The organism is Neptuniibacter sp. QD48_55 (assembly GCF_047778115.1).
Lineage (GTDB): Bacteria > Pseudomonadota > Gammaproteobacteria > Pseudomonadales > Balneatricaceae > Neptuniibacter.
This window is the reverse complement of sequence record NZ_CP180555.1, coordinates 2,521,966-2,541,564: the sequence shown is the minus strand read 5'-3', so window position 1 is coordinate 2,541,564 and position 19,599 is coordinate 2,521,966. Positions and strand designations below refer to the sequence as shown.

Annotated in this window: 20 protein-coding genes; 13 read left to right on the top strand and 7 right to left on the bottom strand. The window is 42.5% G+C overall.

The genetic code is table 11. From position 1 onward, the window contains the following. Positions 1–11: 11 nt before the first annotated feature. Together ACMXYW_RS11770 and ACMXYW_RS11765 are read right to left on the bottom strand one after the other, a co-directional pair. Positions 12–2,393 carry an EAL domain-containing protein gene (locus tag ACMXYW_RS11770; RefSeq protein WP_415904181.1) on the bottom strand — a complete coding sequence of 794 codons (2,382 nt, stop codon included), beginning with the start codon at positions 2,391–2,393 and terminating at the stop codon, positions 12–14. A 14-nt stretch (positions 2,394–2,407) separates the two neighbouring features. After that, the gene (locus ACMXYW_RS11765) at positions 2,408–3,454 is read right to left on the bottom strand and encodes an ABC transporter substrate-binding protein (RefSeq protein ID WP_415898850.1); all 1,047 of its coding nucleotides are present in this window, start codon (positions 3,452–3,454) and stop codon (positions 2,408–2,410) included. A 52-nt stretch (positions 3,455–3,506) separates the two neighbouring features. Between ACMXYW_RS11765 and ACMXYW_RS11760 the strand changes: the two genes are divergently transcribed. From ACMXYW_RS11760 to ACMXYW_RS11730, 7 genes are all read left to right on the top strand, one after another. Next, positions 3,507–3,860 (top strand): hypothetical protein, encoded by a 354-nt coding sequence (locus ACMXYW_RS11760; RefSeq protein WP_415904180.1) that lies wholly within the window; start codon positions 3,507–3,509, stop codon positions 3,858–3,860. Next, positions 3,844–7,296 (top strand): acyl-[ACP]--phospholipid O-acyltransferase, encoded by a 3,453-nt coding sequence (locus tag ACMXYW_RS11755; RefSeq protein WP_415904179.1) that lies wholly within the window; start codon positions 3,844–3,846, stop codon positions 7,294–7,296. Before ACMXYW_RS11760 ends, ACMXYW_RS11755 begins: the two co-directional genes overlap by 17 nt. A 203-nt stretch (positions 7,297–7,499) precedes the next feature. Continuing rightward, positions 7,500–8,594 carry an iron-sulfur cluster carrier protein ApbC gene (gene apbC / locus ACMXYW_RS11750; RefSeq protein WP_415904178.1) on the top strand — a complete coding sequence of 365 codons (1,095 nt, stop codon included), beginning with the start codon at positions 7,500–7,502 and terminating at the stop codon, positions 8,592–8,594. A gap of 229 nt (positions 8,595–8,823) precedes the next feature. Next, positions 8,824–9,003, top strand: coding sequence for a hypothetical protein (locus ACMXYW_RS11745; protein WP_415881890.1), 180 nt, complete (start codon positions 8,824–8,826; stop codon positions 9,001–9,003). Between the two features lie 140 nt (positions 9,004–9,143). Continuing rightward, positions 9,144–9,710 (top strand): dCTP deaminase, encoded by a 567-nt coding sequence (gene dcd / locus ACMXYW_RS11740; protein WP_415885367.1) that lies wholly within the window; start codon positions 9,144–9,146, stop codon positions 9,708–9,710. Positions 9,711–9,744: 34 nt separating this feature from the next. Next, the gene (locus ACMXYW_RS11735; RefSeq protein ID WP_415898846.1) at positions 9,745–10,389 is read left to right on the top strand and encodes a hypothetical protein; all 645 of its coding nucleotides are present in this window, start codon (positions 9,745–9,747) and stop codon (positions 10,387–10,389) included. 240 nt (positions 10,390–10,629) lie between these two features. Continuing rightward, entirely contained in the window at positions 10,630–11,436 is an 807-nt protein-coding gene (locus ACMXYW_RS11730) for a hypothetical protein (protein WP_415898845.1), read from the top strand. Here ACMXYW_RS11730 and ACMXYW_RS11725 read toward each other — a convergent pair. Continuing rightward, positions 11,433–11,744 carry a hypothetical protein gene (locus ACMXYW_RS11725; RefSeq protein ID WP_415904177.1) on the bottom strand — a complete coding sequence of 104 codons (312 nt, stop codon included), beginning with the start codon at positions 11,742–11,744 and terminating at the stop codon, positions 11,433–11,435. The two genes, ACMXYW_RS11730 and ACMXYW_RS11725, sit on opposite strands and share 4 nt — an antisense overlap. Positions 11,745–12,218: 474 nt before the next feature. Between ACMXYW_RS11725 and ACMXYW_RS11720 the strand changes: the two genes are divergently transcribed. From ACMXYW_RS11720 to ACMXYW_RS11705, 4 genes are all read left to right on the top strand, one after another. After that, positions 12,219–13,559 (top strand): ATP-binding protein, encoded by a 1,341-nt coding sequence (locus tag ACMXYW_RS11720; RefSeq protein WP_415898843.1) that lies wholly within the window; start codon positions 12,219–12,221, stop codon positions 13,557–13,559. Between the two features lie 6 nt (positions 13,560–13,565). Next, a complete protein-coding gene (locus tag ACMXYW_RS11715; protein WP_415898842.1) occupies positions 13,566–14,192 on the top strand; it encodes a response regulator transcription factor in 627 nt (208 codons plus the stop codon). 66 nt (positions 14,193–14,258) lie between these two features. Next, entirely contained in the window at positions 14,259–14,951 is a 693-nt protein-coding gene (locus ACMXYW_RS11710) for a hypothetical protein (protein ID WP_415898841.1), read from the top strand. A gap of 134 nt (positions 14,952–15,085) precedes the next feature. Further along, a complete protein-coding gene (locus tag ACMXYW_RS11705) occupies positions 15,086–15,541 on the top strand; it encodes a DUF6515 family protein (protein ID WP_415904176.1) in 456 nt (151 codons plus the stop codon). 271 nt (positions 15,542–15,812) lie between these two features. Here ACMXYW_RS11705 and ACMXYW_RS11700 read toward each other — a convergent pair whose 3' ends face one another. The 3 genes from ACMXYW_RS11700 to ACMXYW_RS11690 all read right to left on the bottom strand — a co-directional run bounded on the left by ACMXYW_RS11700 (position 15,813) and on the right by ACMXYW_RS11690 (position 17,215). After that, positions 15,813–16,724, bottom strand: a complete 912-nt coding sequence (locus ACMXYW_RS11700; RefSeq protein ID WP_415904175.1) for a substrate-binding periplasmic protein — start codon at positions 16,722–16,724, stop codon at positions 15,813–15,815. A 78-nt stretch (positions 16,725–16,802) separates the two neighbouring features. Continuing rightward, a complete protein-coding gene (ykgO, locus tag ACMXYW_RS11695) occupies positions 16,803–16,946 on the bottom strand; it encodes a type B 50S ribosomal protein L36 (RefSeq protein WP_415904174.1) in 144 nt (47 codons plus the stop codon). Between the two features lie 17 nt (positions 16,947–16,963). Next, positions 16,964–17,215: a type B 50S ribosomal protein L31 gene (locus ACMXYW_RS11690; protein WP_415893783.1), complete on the bottom strand. Its 252-nt coding sequence runs from the start codon at positions 17,213–17,215 to the stop codon at positions 16,964–16,966. A gap of 154 nt (positions 17,216–17,369) precedes the next feature. Between ACMXYW_RS11690 and ACMXYW_RS11685 the strand changes: the two genes are divergently transcribed. Both ACMXYW_RS11685 and ACMXYW_RS11680 read left to right on the top strand, forming a co-directional pair. Continuing rightward, positions 17,370–17,744: a hypothetical protein gene (locus tag ACMXYW_RS11685; protein ID WP_415893784.1), complete on the top strand. Its 375-nt coding sequence runs from the start codon at positions 17,370–17,372 to the stop codon at positions 17,742–17,744. 30 nt (positions 17,745–17,774) lie between these two features. Next, positions 17,775–19,154: a class II fumarate hydratase gene (locus ACMXYW_RS11680; protein WP_415904173.1), complete on the top strand. Its 1,380-nt coding sequence runs from the start codon at positions 17,775–17,777 to the stop codon at positions 19,152–19,154. Between the two features lie 95 nt (positions 19,155–19,249). Here ACMXYW_RS11680 and ACMXYW_RS11675 read toward each other — a convergent pair whose 3' ends face one another. Beyond that, positions 19,250–19,597 (bottom strand): RidA family protein, encoded by a 348-nt coding sequence (locus ACMXYW_RS11675; RefSeq protein WP_415883852.1) that lies wholly within the window; start codon positions 19,595–19,597, stop codon positions 19,250–19,252. Positions 19,598–19,599: the final 2 nt, after the last annotated feature.

Here is a 19,599-nt window from a genome sequence, read left to right as displayed (position 1 = left end):
TGTAAACGTTCTTAACGTTTAGGTGAAACCACAATTTTCTCATGGGCCTCCTGTTGAAGGGAGGCCCACTTTTCCTCGAGCTCTTCTACGTTAAGGGGTTTAGAAAAGTAGTACCCTTGAGCGTACACTTTACTTTCTATCTGGCGAAGCGCATTTAATTGCTCTTGAGTTTCAATGCCTTCTGCAATGACCTTTAGCTGCATACTTTTACTCATCTGAATAATTGCTTCGACCAAGCCGCGGTATGCTCCTTTATCAGTACAATTGCTGATAAAAGAGCGATCTATTTTAAGTATATCTAGTGGGAATTTCATCAGATAGCTTAAAGCAGAAAAACCGGTACCAAAGTCATCTATGGCAATTTTACAACCAATTGAACCAAGTTCTCTGAATATGCGTTGGTTCGCCTGGTTATCAAGCAGTAACAGGCTTTCAGTAATCTCGATTAAAAGATTTGCTGGAGGTATTCGATGTTCTTCGATTGCAGTTTTAATACAGTGGATAAATTGGCTGGATTGAAATTGCTGTATGGATACATTTACAGATAAGTAAAAATTCGGCTTTAACTTTTCACGCCATAGGGCCTGTTGTTGGCAAGCTTGTTGTATGCACCATTCTCCGATAGGGACTATCAAACCAGTTTCTTCGGCAATGGGTATAAACTCGCTTGGGGAGATAAGCTCTGTACCGTTTCGTAGTCTTAGTAATGCTTCTGCACCGGTGATTTGGGCATTTTTAAGGTTGAAGATAGGCTGGTAATGCAGTTCCAGTAATTGATCATCAATAGCTCTGCGTAATAGTGCTTCTATCTTAGCCCGTTGTTGAATTTGTTGATTATGCTCTTGTGTGTAAAAGGCATAACGGCAACGTCCCCCCTCTTTGGCACGGTACATGGCGATATCTGCATTTTGTACTAACTTGGTTGGATTATCGGCATCGGAAGGGAACATGGATATACCTACTGATGCAGAAATGTAGATATCACTTGCCGCTAAATGGAAGCTTTCTTCCAGTTTGCTAACTATCCGACTGGCTATTTCTTCAGCTTTTTCTGGTGACTGGAGGTTTTGCAATATTACTGCAAACTCGTCTCCACCTAATCGAGCGATATGATCATCATTACGTAATTGAGAGCTAATGCGTTTAGTTGCTGCACATATTAGTTTGTCACCGACTTGGTGACCGAAGGTGTCGTTGACCGACTTAAAATGATCTAAGTCTATAAAAAATAGTGCAAAAGGTGTTTGGCTTTCTTGCCGGTTTTCAAAAAGTGATTGTAGATGCTTCTGGAATTGGTTCCGATTTGCTATACCAGATAGAGCGTCTGTATTTGCTTGATATTCCAGTTCGCTCCTAGCTTTATTTAGGCTGGTGACATCGGTTATGACGGCTAATGCTCCTGGATAAGAGTCACTTGCTGAAAGAGTTGCATTCATCAGGACTTCCATTTTTTGTCCTGACTTGGTTTTTATATTGATAGGGTATTCGGTTAAGTTACCTTTCAGCCACAGAGTATGAATACAGTCTTTTATTTGGTTTGTATCTTTTTGATCATAGAGAAGGTGGCTGAACATATGGCCGACTATTTCTCTTCGTTCATAACCTAAATTCTGCAGAAAATAATCACTGGCATCTTTGATCATACCTTGCTGATCAAAACTGAAAATTAACGATGGTGTTGAGTGGTATAGGGTTCTCAGGCGTAACTCACTATTTTTCAGTCGCAGATGATTCCCTTCAATGTTATTTTGCATATCGTTAAACGCACTGGCAATTTCACCTAACTCATCATTAGATGTGTGTTGCACCTTCGCGAAAAAATCATCGCCTTTGCTGCTTTTTATAGCTTGTAGTATGGCCTGAATAGGTCCGCCTAATAATTTATAGTAAATAAACCATACGGTGGTTAGCAGCGTTACAACCATTACTAATAAGGTGGTTAGGGTTTCGTTTAAAGCGCGTTGTTGGTTGGCTTGTAAACGGGTATTACCAACCATAATTACCATTGTGCCTGCTTGTTGAGTGATATGGGCATTGCTATAAATGATTGGGGCTTCTAGGGTAAAGGCGATATCCACATGCTCCAATTCATCAGACTGTTGTGCATATACAATGTTATTACTTTCATCTCGTACTTCGACTTTCAGCAAATCTGGGTCGAGCATCATTGAACCAACAATATTTTGCAGGATTTTAGTATTAAAATTCCATAGGGGTACCGCTAAACTGGCGGGTAAACTTTGAAGGCTGTCTTTTTTCTCTTGTAGCTGCTGTTCAAGCTGCTGTGAAGTTTTGAATGCAGAAAAGCCAAAGGAAATTATTAAGGCGATCAATGCTCCAGGTATTAATACCAGAAGTAATTTAACTTGCAGTGATCGTAAGTGAGATAGCATGTACGACCTTATTTTTATTGTGTAATAGAACTGAATACTTTTTCTAAGGAAAAGTCATAGTTGCTAGATCCCTCTTTATTGAAAATGGAAAATTGGGTGAAATCAATTTTATTCCATTGTTCATTGCCGAGATGAGATAAGTATAGATCGATATTGCTTTTATCAATGCTTTGCATCTGAAAGCGTATATCACCTATAGGCGTATAAACTCCTTTGAGTTGCTGTTGATGGTAATCATTTAGTAACACCATGGACCAGGCGCCACCAAGGAAATGCCCTCCATCAGTTAAAAGCATTTCCCCGCTTTTTACGAGCTTAAGGCCTTCTGAGGACCAGTTAAGCCCGACTAAGCATACGTCTTCTCCAGCGTTCAAATTGTGTGCCTCTAATGCAGCCTTAGCACCAAAAGCGATAGGATCATTTGCAGCCCAGATCACAGAGGGGGTTATCTGATTTTGTTGCGCCCATTGTAGATACTTCCGAGTAAGCCGCTCAGCATCTTTTTGGTTCCAATTAGCATACAGAAAACGATCCAGTTTTAATTCATTGTGTTGTTTAATAACAGAGAGTGCTCCTTCATTACGCCCAATTGAGGCCGGTGTTAGCTGATCACCGCCAATCGCTAGAACATGGAAGGGTTTCGTATGCTGTTTTTGTTCTGCACAGTGTAATAGCGCAGTCATCATGCGCTTTCCTGCAGCAAAGTAGTCGGGGGTGATGGCGCCTAAGAGGTTTGAGTACTTACCGCCGGGAAAACCTACGCGATCTCTTTGCGTTGGTAAAAAGTCGCTTAGCAACATAAGTGTTTTTATGTTTTTTTTTGCAGCTGCTAGTAAAATTTTTTCAGCTGCCTGCTCTTCATTAACCAGAATTAGATAATCGGGGGGGATTTTTCGCTGAGTGGCTTTAATTCCTAAAGCAGCCATATGTACGCGGTTGCGTTCAGCGTATATGACTTCAAGATTAATATTAAAGTCATGTGCTGCCGCTTGCATCGTCTCCGTAACCATATCCCAAAACCTTTCGCCCTGTTTACCAGGATTGATGAAGGTTACGTTCATTGCAGAAGCCTGAAATGAGCAGAAGGCTATGTATATGATTGTTAGAGATTTAATGAACGAAGTTATCATTTTTATTTACCGTTCAATATATCAATGTGAATCTATTCTGCCTTTAAAAGTAAGGTTAATACAATTATTTTATGGTGGTACTTTGGTAGGCAGTGTTATGTCAATAAAAGTAATTTTTTTAGTAGATACGGTTAGGAATTTTCGGTTACTTTCACCAAAAGTATTAAATATTGCAACTTATATTGTAGTTCCTAGTTTTAGAAAGCGGATCCTATATATTTTTGCTATCTCAGTTGGCTCAGGTCAGCCGTTAGTAAATGATATAGCAGATGTCTACTGTATTCTGCAAGACAGCATGCAGGGGCGGGTTGGAGAACAACATGAAAGACTTACTTAAAATAACCGGCTTTATTGCCTTTATCTGCATTGCATTTATCAATGCATTTGTGGATTTAGGGCATAAAATTGTTATCCAAAATACCCTGTTCAAAACCTATGATGGTGATCTTCAAATCTTACTGACAGCAGTTGTGAATGGCTTAATTCTATTGCCATTTATTATGCTGTTTACCCCCTCTGGTTTCTTTGCTGATAAATATCCTAAGAATAACGTCATGCGGTTGTCCGCTTGGGGTGCGGTTGGCATCACCTTGTTAATAACCGCTTGTTATTACATGGGCTTGTTTATCCCAGCATTTGCGCTGACCTTTATTCTTGCTTTGCAAAGTGCTTTCTACTCACCTGCTAAATATGGCTATATCAAAGAGATGGTGGGGACAAATAATCTAAGTGAAGGTAATGCGTGGGTTCAGGCGGTTACGATGATCGCTATTCTGAGTGGAATTGTCGTGTTCTCGTTGCTTTTCGAGATGCGCTTAGCAGGTTTAACCGAAATTACGCCAGAACAGAGCCTTATTAAAAATGCGCCATTGGGTTGGATCTTAGTCGCGGGTGCGTTGATTGAGCTCTATCTTGCCTATCAATTACCGCAGTTACGTGAAACTGATCAAACAGCAAAGTTTGACAGATCGGCTTATCTAAAAGGAAAAACGCTTAAAAACAACATTCAGTTGTTACAAGGCAAGCGCCCGATCTGGCTTGCAATTATTGGCTTGTCCCTGTTCTGGTCGATTAGTCAAGTTATGTTGGCTGTATTCCCTGCATTTGCAGAAGAGCATCTACAACAGAGCAATACATTTGTGATTCAAGGCACTATGGCGCTTGCGGGGGTGGGCATATTGTTTGGTTCAATCTTGGTTGGCCGCTTTTCTAAACACTATATCAATGTTGGTTTAATCCCTGTGGGTGCTGTCGGCGTAGCCATAGGCTTAATCTTATTGCCTCAGCTTGACACTATGTTGATGCAATCGGCTGTATTTTTCGCAATTGGTTTGTTTGGCGCGTTAATGTGTGTGCCATTGAATGCTTTGATTCAGTTTCATGCCAGTGAATCAGAAAGTGGGCGTGTTTTAGCAGGTAGTAACTTTATTCAAAACCTGATGATGCTTGGTTTCCTTGTGATGACAGTTATCTTCGCCTGGAACAGTGTTGATGGTGTATGGCTGTTATTCCTTCTGGCTGCAATTGGTGTTGCAGGAGCGGTGTTTGCGATTGTTACGTTACCACAGGCTTTTATCCGTCTTCTGGTGATGATGTTGTTCCGTCGTAAGTACAAACTTCAGGTTTTAGGTTTCGAAAATTTGCCTGAATCTGGTAAAGGCACGCTTTTACTAGGTAACCATATCAGTTGGTTGGATTGGGCAATTATCCAGATGGCTTGTCCACGCCATATCCACTTTGTGATGGAGCGTAGTATCTATGAGCGTTGGTATCTACGTTGGTTCTTGGATATCTATAAAGTTATTCCTATCTCCAAGGGTAAGAGCCGTCAGGCATTGGAGCAGGTAGGCGAACTTATCAGTGCTGGCGAAGTAGTTTGTCTTTTCCCTGAAGGCGCTATTAGCCACTTAGGTCAGTTAGGTGAGTTTAAGCGCGGTTTTGAAAGAGCCTGTGTTGATGCTAAAGGTGTGATTGTACCTTTCTATATGCGTGGTTTATGGGGGAGTCGTTTCTCTCGCTCAACCGACAAAATGAAAGTGATTCGTAACGAATCTGGAAAGCGTGATGTCACTGTGGCGTTTGGTGCCCAGATGCCTATCAGTAGTACCGCTGCTGAAGTGAAGAAAAAAGTTTTCGAGCTGTCGATTCATACATGGGATCAATACACACAGACTTTGGAGACAATCCCACAAGCCTTTGTTCGTAGTATGAAGTCGTCTCGTTCAGGTTACGCTATTGCAGATGTTGATGGTGGTCCGGTTAGTCAAACCAAGTTATTAACCGCCTGTGCTTTGTTTAAAAAGCGTATTGCCCGAACTGAAGGTAAAAATATAGGTTTGTTGGTGCCAACATCCAGTGCCGGTACCATTGCGAATATTGCTTCATTGATGGCAGGTAAAACGGTTGTAAATCTTAACTTCACAGCCCCTATGCCAGCTATCCAGTCCGCGTTGGAGCAAACTGAGGTACAAACAATTGTTACGGCGAAAAAGTTTGTGAAAAAGCTTAAAGCGCGAGGTATCGATCTAGATAGCTTATTTGAAGGCCGTCGAGTGCTTTACATGGAAGATATTAAAGCTGAAATAAGTAAAGCAGAGGCGATATTCACACTAGGTTTCGTTAGCGTTGCCCCGACCTTTATATTGCAGGCTCTGTTATGCAAGCCCTCCCAGCTTGAAGATACGGCAGCGATTTTGTTTTCATCCGGCAGTGAAGGCGCTCCGAAGGGCGTTATGCTTAGCCATCGGAATATTATGGCTAACCTACGACAGACCGCAGATGTTCTTAATGTGCGAGATGACGACTGCATAATGGCAACCTTGCCGTTATTCCATGCATTTGGTTTGACTGTGACCTGCTTTATGCCACTGATTGAAGACATGCCGGTTGTGTGCCACCCAGATCCAACCGATGCTGTGAAAATTGGTAAAGGAGTAGCGCGCTACAAAGCCACGCTTATGTGTGCAACGTCAACATTTATGCGTATTTACGCGCGTAATAAACGTGTTCACCCATTGATGTTTCAGTCACTGCGAACTGTGGTTGCAGGTGCTGAGAAGCTAGATCCGAAAGTACGTGATCTATTTGAGAGTAAATTCCATGTACCAGTCGTTGAAGGCTATGGTTCGACAGAAACAACACCGGTTGCCAGTACAAACTTGCCTGATTCATTAGATACGGATTGGTGGTCTGTTCAGGTAGGTAATAAGCCGGGAACAGTCGGAATGGCGCTACCTGGATCAACGTTTCGTATTGTTGACCCTGATACACTTAAAGAACTGCCAACAGGTGAAGATGGCTTGATCTTGATTGGTGGTACTCAGATCATGCAAGGTTATCTTAATAATCCACAGAAGACCGAAGCTGCAGTCATCGAGATGGATGGCCTGCGCTGGTACCGAAGTGGCGACAAAGGTCATGTTGATGAAGACGGCTTCCTGACTATTGTTGATCGTTATAGTCGCTTTGCCAAAATTGGCGGAGAAATGGTGAGCTTAACCTCTATCGAAGGCCAAGTTAGAGAGTTGCTGAATGCACCTGAATTGCCATTAGTAGCAGTGAATTTGGCTGATGCTAAGAAAGGTGAAAAAGTTATTTTGCTAGTTGAGGGTGAGCATGATGCTTCTGAAATGAGAAATCAGTTAATAGAAGGGGGGATGCCTCCATTAACGCTTCCTTCAGAAATTTATGCAGTACCCGAAGTACCAGTGCTTGGTAGCGGTAAAACAGATTTTTGTAGTGCGAAAACACTGGCAGAACAATGTGCGGCCTAGTGTAAATATTCTCGATGTTGTTTATAGGTATTTATGGAAAGCGTCTCCTTTCTTACTTCTAAAGAAGGGAGGCGTAGCAGGGAAAAGTCTGGACAGCCCAAGTATTAAAATGCATTATTCCCACTAAATTACTCGGTTATTATCAAAAAGCATCGCATTAGGCTTCTTCCGAGTTAAGTAAGAAATTTTTAGGCGGTATAAAAGTGTCAAATATTGAAGCGCAAATTAACCAAGTTTTAGGTCGGTATCAGGATGAGGTTGCAGCAACAGATCTGGTATCTGCTGGTTTTGTAAATGCAATTAAAGCAGAAGGATCATCAGCTAGCGTAGAGCTAGTATTAAGCTATCCATCTAAAGGTGTTGCTTCGAAACTGCAAGCGGATCTGCAGGCTAAATTATTAGAGATTGATGGTTTAGGTAAATGCGATGTAATTGTTGGTCACAACATATCGGCGAGCCCTAGCCAAAATAGCATTCCAGTGATGGAAGGCGTGAAAAACGTTATTGCGGTTGCCTCAGGTAAAGGTGGTGTTGGTAAATCAACGACTACGGTTAACTTGGCGCTAGCAATGGCTGCAGAGGGGGCTAAAGTCGGTGTTCTGGATGCTGATATCTATGGCCCTAGCCAAGGTATGATGCTCGGTGTTGCAGAAGGCGTTCGTCCGCAGCCTTATGATGAAAAGACATTTAACCCTGTAGAAGCCCATGGCCTTCAATCTATGTCCATGAGTTATCTGATCGAAGATAACACCGCTATGGTTTGGCGTGGCCCTATGGCCGCAGGCGCACTTCAGCAATTGTTAACACAGACGCGTTGGCAGGATCTTGATTATCTATTTATCGATATGCCGCCGGGTACAGGTGATATTCAATTAACACTGTCGCAAAAGGTGCCTGTTTCTGGTGCCGTTATCGTTACAACACCGCAAGACATTGCTTTGCTTGATGCCAAAAAAGGTATCGAGATGTTCCGTAAGGTCGATATCAATGTGTTAGGCGTTGTGGAAAATATGAGCACTCATATTTGTAGCCAGTGCGGTCATACTGAAGCTATTTTTGGTGATGGCGGTGGAGCTGAAATTGCTGAACTTTACGACACAGAATTGTTAGGGAAGTTACCTTTAGCACTGACTATTCGTAAACAAGCTGACTCAGGTGCGCCTACGGTTGCTGCAGACCCTGAAGGTGAACATGCGCAGATCTATCGTACGGTTGCGCGTACGCTTGCTGCGAGACTGGCAAAGCATAACGCTGAAAATGATATCCGCGTGCCTTCTATTATCGTTGAAGATGATTAAGCAATACTGATCGCTCTTTTACTCTTAATAAAGCCCTTAATAGGGCTTTATTTGTTTCTGGCGTTCCTTTTTAGTTTGGTCGTGTAACATCGTTTTCATACTTGATCTATAAATTGATTTTGATCAAATATTGAACATTTATTTGGGTGGATTCAGTAAAGGGGTCTACAATTTAAAGTTCAAGTTGTATAAATAACAAACACTATAAAAATAAGTAAAGGGATGAACGATGGATTATAGAGCAACTGCAAATATAAAAATGATGAAGCCAAAACCCTCTGCTTTAACTCGGCGTGAGATGGCTGCAGAGCTTCGTCGTCAGGCAAATACACTGCGTGACGAAGGACAAACTGCAGCAGAGTTTTGGTTAGCTGAGCAATATGAGAAGACTGCTAATCTTCTCAACTAGAAATAGTAAAACCTATAAAAATTGAATTGAATCCCCCCTTCAATCAAAAACGGCCTCAATTGAGGCCGTTTTTTTTGTTCCTTATGCGTAAAAAAGGTACAATTGCCGGCTCGAAATTATCACCCGGATGGAAAGCCAATATGGGCATTAAAGCAGATAGCTGGATTCGTCGTATGGCGGAAGAGAAAGATATGATTTCACCGTTTGAGCCTGGTCAGGTTCGCGAAGTGGATGGCTCACGCATCGTATCTTATGGTACTTCCAGTTATGGTTATGATGTTCGTTGTGCAAATGAATTTAAGGTCTTTACCAACATCAATTCATCGATTGTTGACCCTAAAGACTTTGATGAGGGCAGCTTTGTTGATATCCAATCGGATGTTTGCATAATCCCGCCTAACTCTTTCGCGCTAGCGCGCACTGTTGAGTATTTCAAAATCCCACGTGATGTCTTAACTATCTGCCTAGGTAAAAGCACTTACGCTCGTTGTGGTATCATCGTGAACGTCACACCTTTAGAGCCTGAGTGGGAAGGCCATGTAACGTTAGAGTTCTCTAATACTACGCCACTACCTGCAAAAATTTATGCCAATGAAGGTGTTGCACAGATGTTATTCCTTCAAGGTGATGAAGTCTGTGAGACATCATACAAAGACCGAGATGGTAAATATCAAGGTCAAACAGGTGTTGTTGTACCACGCACATAAGATTTACCGCACGAAGTAATAAGCACACCCGCTAATGATTTTAGATCGAAAACAGATAAGCTCGTTCTGGGAGCAACTGCAGGATACAATTGAGCAGTTGCTGTCTAGCCGTAGTGACGACCGTTTTGATGCTGAGCCTCTATTAACTCAGTATCGCGAGCAGTTGCAGAAAATTGATCGTAACCTGACGTTTCATTTTCAAAGTGATGAAGATCAGGATGGAGCAATCGAAATGGTATTCGGTTGTGACGGCTTTCCTGAGTCTATTCAGTCAGTATTGAGCCTGATTGGTGCTGCGCCAGACCTATCGGGTATTGAGTTCAAAGCGTTTAATAATCGTTATGACCCAGTACCACTGACGATCAATATTGGCGAAGAGTTTTGTGAGCTGTCGGATTTTTGGTTCCGTATAGTCATTGTGGAAAAGCGTCTGCATTTAGAAATCTATTTGGAAGATGCGCCTAAAGTTCTGGATATGGATCCACGAGTTGAAGCCGTGATGATCTACCTAGATGCCTTGATCGGTGAGTATGAGCTGATGACGCGTGTTTGGGCATTGGATTGGTTTGAACTGCCAAAGTCGCCAGAGGACTACGGTTTAACTAAGCTAGTTGATCTGCGTGAGCGTTTTGATGAGGTTAAGAAAGGTGTTGCACCTATAGGTATGACGCTTCACTAGAAGAAAGCCTGTCGATAACTACCCAATATGACAGGCTGCTTTCTTTGCTCTAATTGTCCGACAAAATGTAGATACTGCCTTCTTCCTCTTCGGTCGGTTTGTCAGAGCCTTGTTTCCATGCGCGCATTTTTTGATTTCCTTAAGTTTTTTTGTTGCTTCCTTAGTAACAATCGACCATTGTCATAGTAACCTTAGTGTTAAATGCTAATCTTGCAAATTAATTTATAAATCAGGTGCCTTATGAGTGGATTACTGACAGCCTTGCTGGAAGATGTACGTGCAGAATATGTGTCACGAATGCAGGCAAACGGTTGTTCAGAACCTTACCTTACAGCAGAACGTTTGTGTCATGAGGTGCTATTTATTGAAGCGGATAGGCTAGCTGAGATCATCGAACAAGATCCGACCTTACTTGCTGCACGCGCAGGTGATCTGATCATGAATCGTCAAGAAAGCGAAAACCCTTCTGTCGGAGTCATTATTTGCTGCAATATTTTAGCGGCAGCGTTAGAGGGATTGTTAGCTGTTGCTGTTGAGCGAGAGTGGCTTGATATTGATGAAGAGGGAAATGTCTTGGTAGACGAAGAGGAGTTGAATCAAGACTCCCAATACTCAATCGATGTGGACTACAGCACTTCTGAGGTTGCTACTCGAAATATCGCTTTAGGTGGTGCGAGTAAACTATCCGGCATTTTTTCTGCAGCGGAATCAGCATTTTTAGATGCCTTGCAGGAAAACTCCCGTAATAAAGATGCCTATCAACAAGCGCTAGACATCTCCTCTGATTACTCTGTCTTTGCTCCTGAAGAGATAGCACCCTTAGTTGCAGAAAACCCGTTGTTATTGGGGCTTCGACCAGAAGATCTAATCGACGAAGATCTGTTCGAAGGTGATCCACCAGCAGGCTTGATCATTAGCGCTCACCTTACTCAGATGATGCTACAGCAGATGTTGGAGTTAGGTGTAGAACATGGTGTATTAGTACTTGATAGTAGTGGCCATATCATCGTTCCAGATGAACCTAAAGAGCCGCCAACCCTCCATTAGACTGTTATATGTAATCTATGCGCGGCTGAATGATGTTTGATATTTAGTTCGCGCTTACCATCATACTGGTAAATCTCTAACTCGCTTGGTTTTGCTTCTGCGTTGTACAGTTCCGATGCCCGTTCGGTGACATGACGATATATCTCCACAAGTTCTTTTCCTTGTGTTACTTGATGAGCATTAAGTAAAACAGCCTTGAATTCTGCGTTCTCTCTTTTTTCCGGAATACTAATATGCCTGTTCTGAGCATGTACGGGTTTGCTGGGATAGACAGGGGCTATCTGCTGGGTAGACAATGCTATTTTCACAAGACTGATCCTTGGGAACCTGCGAACAAGTCCTATACGACTTTGCTATGCCCCTTGGGTACAGGCTTACAGAGCAATTGAAGCACGAGGCAATGATTACAGGCATGCTGGTTGCCTGTCGAAAATCATTAACAAAGTGATTCAGTTGCTCTGCAAGCCCCAGAGGGTGGGGTCTAAAACGACCATCTACTTTGTCAGCTAACTTGAAAAGGTCTAGACATTTCACTGCGCTGGCTTTCGCGTATCTGGTCGTTTTATAACCCACTGAGAAAGTATGAGACTTATTCGCAGGTTCCCTCTGCTTAATATTTATTTTTATAGTAGGAAATAGGATCTAAACCGAAAATATGCATATACCCATATGGGGTTTGCAAAAGTAGAGTCAAAGTCGTGGTAAAGAATTCAGAAATAGGATTTTTTCAATATAAGTTGGGCCGAAAGCTTGTCCTACGGGTGGTACTGTTTAGCTCCTTAGTGACATTAATTCTCACGGCTATTCAGTTTGGCTTTGAATTTCGTCAACTGACTCGTAAGTTGGATCAAGTACCGCAATTTATTGAAACAACCATGTCTCCAGCGATTGCAGAATCAATCTGGAAAGATGATAGGGCACAGCTGCATAAGCTGCTTCAGGGGATCAATCAGTTAGAATTTGTAGATGCCAATAAACTGCATTTGGCTGATGGTGAGCGTTTGGAGTATGTTGCCAATGAATCTATAAATTCCAGAAGCTACCCCATAAATATCCAGCGTGAAGAGAAACAACTTGGGACTATAGAGTTAGTCGTTAGTATCGACGCAATCTTCAGTCATATGCTTGGTCAGCTCTATATCATTCTTATCAAAAATGGTTTTAAAACAGCATTTGTTGTTTTCTTTATGTTTATCCTTTTTCGCAGTCTTGTCGGTCAACACCTTTTGAGGATGATCAACTTTATGAAGCAGCAGCAAGAGGGGACTGATCAACCTGTTTTGAATCTAGATCGAACTCAGAATGAACAAGAGGATGAGCTAGATGAACTCGCCGATGCATTTAACCAGTTGATCCAGCGTATAGAAGAGGAAAATAGAGCTAGGCTTCATGAGATTAATCAAAGACAGGAAGCTGAAAGCCAAATTGTGCATTTAGAGCGAGTGGGCACTATGGGCCAGCTGGCTACTGGGTTAGCTCATGAACTGAATCAACCTCTAGCTGGCATTATGGGATACTCTGATATCGCCTTGCGCTTAAGTAAGCAGGGTAAGGCTGATCCAAAATTACTTGAATGTCTTACTAAAATTGGCGATGAAGCAGAACGATCCGCCAAAATTATTCAGCGTACACGGTCTTTTATCCGTCGAGAGCCAGCCAAAGAAGACATCATTAATTTCACCGACGTTATCCAAGAGAGTATGGATATTATGTCCCATCGAGCGTTGCAAGCTGGTGTTGAAGTGGAATTTAATCAGACAGAAACGGCTTGGATTCAAATGAGCCGAACGCAGATGCAACAAGTGTTGGTCAACCTGATTAACAATGCTGTAGAGGTGTTAGAGAATCAAGCGGATGCCAGAATTGAGTTGACCCTGTATAAGGAAGATGGGCATATCTGCTTATCCGTACTAGATAATGGCCCGGGTTTTGATACAGAAATACAAGCGCACTTGTTTGAACCCTTTAGAACCACCAAGGAAAGTGGTTTGGGATTAGGGCTAGTTATTTGTAGAAACTTAATTGAAGCGGCTAAAGGTAAGTTGACAGCCGGGAACCATTCGCTAAAAGGAGCGGAGTTTATTATCCGTTTACCCGTTGTTGAAGAAAAGGAAGTTGAGTAGAGCGCTATGACAGAAAATCAGAAAGGTACAGTGTTTGTAGTCGACGATGATGCCACGCTTAGGGATATGATTCGCATGATGGCTGAATCCGATGGTTACGAGGTGCGTGACTTTATCGATGCGACTAGTTTTCTCGATGCTTTTGATGCTGAGCAGCCTGGATGTTTGGTTTTAGATATCCGAATGCCGGGTATGAGCGGACTTGCTTTGCAAGATGCATTGATCAAACGAAAGGCTCTGATCCCAATTATCTTTATCACTGGTCATGGTGATGTTGAAATGGCGGTAGAGTGTATTCAAAAAGGCGCTTTGGATTTTCTTGAAAAGCCTTTCCGAGAAGCGAAGTTACTAGAGAAAATCGAGCAAGCGATTCTAAGTGATCAGCAATCTAGAGAAGAGCTAGCTGAGAAATCTTTAGTACAGCAGCGCTTAGATTCACTGACGGCAAGAGAAAAAGAGATAATGCACCTTGTCGCTCAGGGCTGCGCTAATAAAGTGATTGCTATCGATCTTGGGATTGCTCAAGGTACAGTTGAGATTCATCGCTCTAGAGTAATGCATAAATTGGGCGTAAGAAGTGTGGCCCAGTTAATGCGCTTGTTACTCGTCGCAGGACTGCTAGAAGATCGTTAATCATTGGTTTTTTTAGGTAACGATTTACAAATCTTAAGTAGGTTTATTTGATAAGTGGATTTTCTGATGCACATTAATAAAAGGCTTTTGCTTTTACCTTTATGTCTTTTGGCTCTAGCTGGTTGCGGTGTACAGCAATCTAAGCCTTCTTCTGAAGGAATGTATAAACCGCATCCATGGGTAGATACAGCTAAAATTTGGCGACACCCACAGGTGACGGAAGAGCAACTTGCTGGCTACTACCAGATAGAGGTTGTGGGTGTTGAGGTGGATCGAAGAGGCGAATTTGTGGGTGTGACAGCAGATGACATATCTAAGGTTCAAAATTTCTTTCCTAAACTTATAAACCAAAAATTGAATTACATTCAAACCTCAAACTCTTCTGGAAAGTCGGTACTCAACGTTGGAGAAAAATTGAATGTGAAGGTGACTTTACTGGATGCTCAGCGTCTTGAGCCTGGAATGACTGCCAGAGATTTTATCCCTATTCGTTTGATCTATAAGGCAGGAAAGGAAGCTTATAACGGTATTGCCGGAAACGAAGAGACTATCTTTGTCGCGGGAATCAGGCTGGATTTATATGATGGAGCCTCTGATCAAATGTTGCTCTCAATTGAGGATAGATTAGAAGGTGACGTTGAAACTTGGTCGGGGGATCAGCGTGATTTTCACGATATAGATGCACTTTTACAAATGTGGGCTGATCGATTTCAAGAGAACCTTTTAAAGTTACGAAAGAAAGCCAATATGGTTGAATAACGATCTTAAGAGCATATTAAACTCTATAACGGTCAGCGGTGCTGGCCGTTGTATATACTTTCCGGTATATCCCCACTCCTCTTCAACAATTATCATTTTTCTAACTTAATCATTTACTGAGTTGGAGAAAGATCATGAACATCAAAAGTTATCTTGTAATTGCTCTAACAGCTACTGTGTTTACCGCAGCGTTACCTGTGATAGATGCAAATGTTGATGGGGTAAATTTAGGCGGATCTGCTCAGGCTGATTGGGATGATAATGACGAAGCACGCCAGGCTGCCAGAAGAACCGCGAGAAGAATGGATCGCCGTGACGATGCTCGTGATGCGCAACCTGTTACTGTGTTGCCGGGTGGTTGTTATACGCAGGTTATATCAGGTATGGCTTACCAAAACTGTAATGGTGTTCTGTATAAGCAAGTGCCGGGGCAGGTGAGTTACGTGGTGGTTCAACCAGCTGGGATTTTAAATGCCTTACCAGCAGGATGTATATCTAAGACATTGGGTAACTCGATGTTTTTTGAGTGTGGAGCCCAAGTTTACAAAGCTGTTGTGATGAATGGATCGACTGTTTATCAATTACAGTAAAATTTATAAAAGGATTTCGTTTATAACTAGCTATTCAAGATCAATTTTTATTGTTCAAAATAGACTGCCTTAGCTGCTGGTTTTCAATTATTTAGACGTTGTTTTCAACATGGAATTGAGAAGAGTTAAGTTTATTAATAGGTTCGCCTAAATTGATATGCTTTGCGTACGTATATTTTAAATTTTTTGCGGTTTGATAGAAATTTAAGAGGATTCAGTTTGTTGTCTTTAAGTCATAAATTAACGCTAAAACATTATGACTAGCGGCTTGCTATGGATCGCTGCAATTTGATTCTTGATTGATTAAGTGCTCCAATTCGCCATTGGCTTGTAGTTCATTTAATCCTTCATTGATATCCTTTAAGAGCTGCTCCCAGTTTGCATTTTGACGACTAACCGCAAAATGAAGTGGGTTATAGCTGACAGCAGGCACAATCTCTTCCATGACCTCATTTGCCTGTTGTTTGATATGAAAGGGTAGATTCGATGTGGCTACCGAATAGCGAAATACCTTTGGGTCTCCAAGAATGAGATCTACACGTTTTGCCAAGAGAAGCTTGACCAGCTGCAGATCATTGTTAGCTTCAAATACTTCAAATAGTCCTTCATCCATCATTGCATCAAATTCAGGGGAGTTTTGATAACCTCTGACCACGCCTATTTTCGTTCCGCTTAAGTGCTGAAGATCCCCAAAAAATAGTTTTGGCTCCCCGCGTCGCTTCATTAATGAGATATTTCCACCAGGGAAAGGGTTGGATAAAGCAACTAGGCTTTTTCGAAAGGTGTTTTTGAAATGGTCCGAGGGGGCTGAATCTTCAATGAAATATTCAGGATATAGAATATCTGCCCAACCACTTTCTACGGTCATCACTGCGCGAGACCAAGGTAAAAACTTGATGGTGACTTTATAACCACGACTGGTAAGTACGGAAATGGCTAGGTCGAACGCCCAGCCTTTGCTGCAGGGCTCGTTACTGATATAGGGTGGCCAGTTCGTCGTAGAGATTACAACGGATTTATCAGCGAGTGGGTTAAAAACATAGCCGCCTCCTTCAGCTACTTTCTGACCTTTAAACTTCATCTGTTGTCCGTCAATCATGTAATTAACAACAGGTAGGCCAGCAGCGATGAGAGGATTAGATAAAAACAGGGCTATTAATAGAAGCGCGCAGCGAACGATCATTTAACCATCTATTTTTTAAGGGGTTCCTTAAAAAGATAGTTAGGTTGATCTATATACACAAGAAACGCTAACTCGAGGTTAGCGTTTATTTTTTGCGCTGCCTTGGCGGGCTTTGAAGCGCGGGTTTGATTTACAGATCACGTAAAGCTTGCCGCGACGCTTTACCACCTGGCAATCAGGATGACGGTTTTTAGCTGTTTTTAAAGAGGTTAATACTTGCATGAGAACACCTCATTCACTTAGCGAGCGTGTTTGCCGAAACGTTTGTTGAACTGTGCGATACGACCTTCAGATTTCGCCTGACGTTTCTCACCGGTATAAACAGGGTGCGATGCACTGGAGATATCCAGTGTGACAAGCGGGTAAGTATTGCCATCTTCCCAAACAACAGTCTGAGATGATTTAACAGTTGAGCGAATACGAAAATCCTTACCACAGCTAGTGTCGCGGAAGATAACGTAGTCGTAATCAGGGTGTATACCTTTTTTCATTTTTGTCTATCTCTTAAATGTTATGTCATAACATAATATATTATTGAGAATCATTTTTAATCTCATTTTCTTTAAATTATTGCTGAGTTCGTCTTGCGGTGAATTAAATCTAATGTATAGTGATTGTAATTATCATTTAGATTTGGTTGTTTTTATGTCGCAAACAGCTCAGTTTGATTCGCCGATTAACGAATATCTGCAACATGTCCAGAAGCAGATACGTTTTGCAAAAGAACCGGACAATCCAAGTTTGATCAGTCATTACTTGGATATAGATACATGCCGGCAGAAGAGTGTGGAATCGCTGAAGCAGCACTATGAACGTCAGTTCCGTCTATTGTTAGATACGGTAGCGGATGAACTCATACCTAGTCATTGGCGTTGTTGCTGCCTAGATAACATCAATAAGCCTCTTGGCCAATTGGCGCGGCTGTTTGCAAATAATCAAGATGGGCAGGCTTACCTATGCAAGCTTAAGTATGAGCTGAACATGACCTGCCATTACGTACTCTCAGGTCTAAGCCGTTAACCGCAGTCAGGAAAAATAAGGATAAATAAGATGAGTAAGACACGTATAGCTAAAGACAGTATGGGTGAGCTAGAAGTACCTGTTGATGCTTTGTATGCAGCCCAAACGCAGCGTGCTGTGAATAACTTTCCTGTGAGTGGTCAGCCGATGCCAGAGGCATTTATTCGCGCTTTATTACAAGCGAAAGCTGCGGCAGCAAAAGCCAATGTCACGCTAGATCAAATTCCAGAGAAGATGGGTAGTGCGATTGCTCAAGCGGTTGAGCAATTGCTAAATGAAGATGACCTGATGCGTCACTTCCCGGTAGATGTGTTCCAGACAGGTTCTGGTACAAGCTCCAATATGAATGCTAACGAAGTATTGGCTGCAATTGCGTCAGATATTTATGGCGACAATGTAGGTGCAAATGATCACATCAACTGTGGTCAAAGTAGTAACGACATTATCCCATCTAGTATTCATATCAGTGCCGCAGTTGAACTATCAGAGCAGCTGTTGCCGGCGTTGGAATATCTACAGAAAGCGATTGAAGATAAAGCTGCAGCCGTTGATGGTTTTGTGAAGACTGGGCGTACTCACCTGATGGATGCGATGCCGGTTCGGATGAGTCAGCCACTTAATGGTTGGGCGACTCAAATTAAGCAAAATGTCCATCATCTAAAACAGATTCAGCCAACTTTACAGAGCCTTGCGCAGGGTGGCACTGCCGTAGGTACGGGCATTAACGCCCATCCTGAGTTTGCTAAAAACTTTAATGCCGAACTAAGCCAGCTTACCGGTTTAGAATTTACGCCAGCAGATGATTTCTTTGCGCATATCGCTTCACAAGATGTCGCGGTTGCACTGTCTGGTCAACTGAAAGCGACGGCTGTCTCTGTGATGAAAATCGCCAATGACCTGCGTTGGATGAACTCCGGCCCTCTAGCTGGCCTTGGGGAAATCGAATTGGAAGCGCTTCAGCCAGGTTCTTCCATCATGCCGGGTAAAGTGAATCCCGTTATTCCAGAAGCAGCCGCGATGGTGTCAGCTCAGGTAATTGGTAACGATGCTGCTATTACCGTAGCAGGCCAGTCGGGCAACTTTGAGCTGAACGTGATGCTGCCTTTAGTGGCGAGCAACTTGCTCAACAGCATCAAGCTGCTAAGCAACGTAAGTCGTCTACTAGCGGATAAAGCAATTGCCAGCTTCAAGGTGAATGAAGAACAGCTAAACCATGCGCTGTCTCGTAACCCAATCTTGGTAACAGCCCTAAACCCTATTATTGGCTATATGAAAGCGGCTGAGATTGCTAAGCAGGCTTATAAAGAGGGGCGACCTGTTGTTGAAGTTGCGGCAGAAAACACAGATCTATCAGTGGAAGAGTTACAGAAATTACTCGATCCAGCCAAGTTAACCCAAGGCGGTTTATAGATAACAGTTAAGTAGATCGAAAATAAAAAAGTAGTAGCTGGAGTAGAATTTTCTGGCGAATATTGGGGATCATTTGATCCCCTTTTTTTTGCGTATTAGTAAGCTGCTGTAACAGATAGCTCAACTAGAATTTCTGGGCGAGCCATACGCGCTTCAACACATGCACGTGCCGGTTTTTCTACGTCAGCAACCCATGCATCCCACACAGCGTTCATTGCCGCGAAGTCTTTCATATCGCGGATATAAACGGTTACAGAAAGGATCTGATTACGGCTGCTGCCAGCTTTAGCAAGTAGGTCATCAACCTTGTCTAGGCAGCGTTGTGTTTGTTCTGCAATGTCCCACTGTGCTTCGCCAGCAGTTTGACCGCATAGGTAAACGGTACCGTTGTGCTTAACAATACGGCTCATGCGATCAGTAGATTCAATACGTTCAATACTCATTG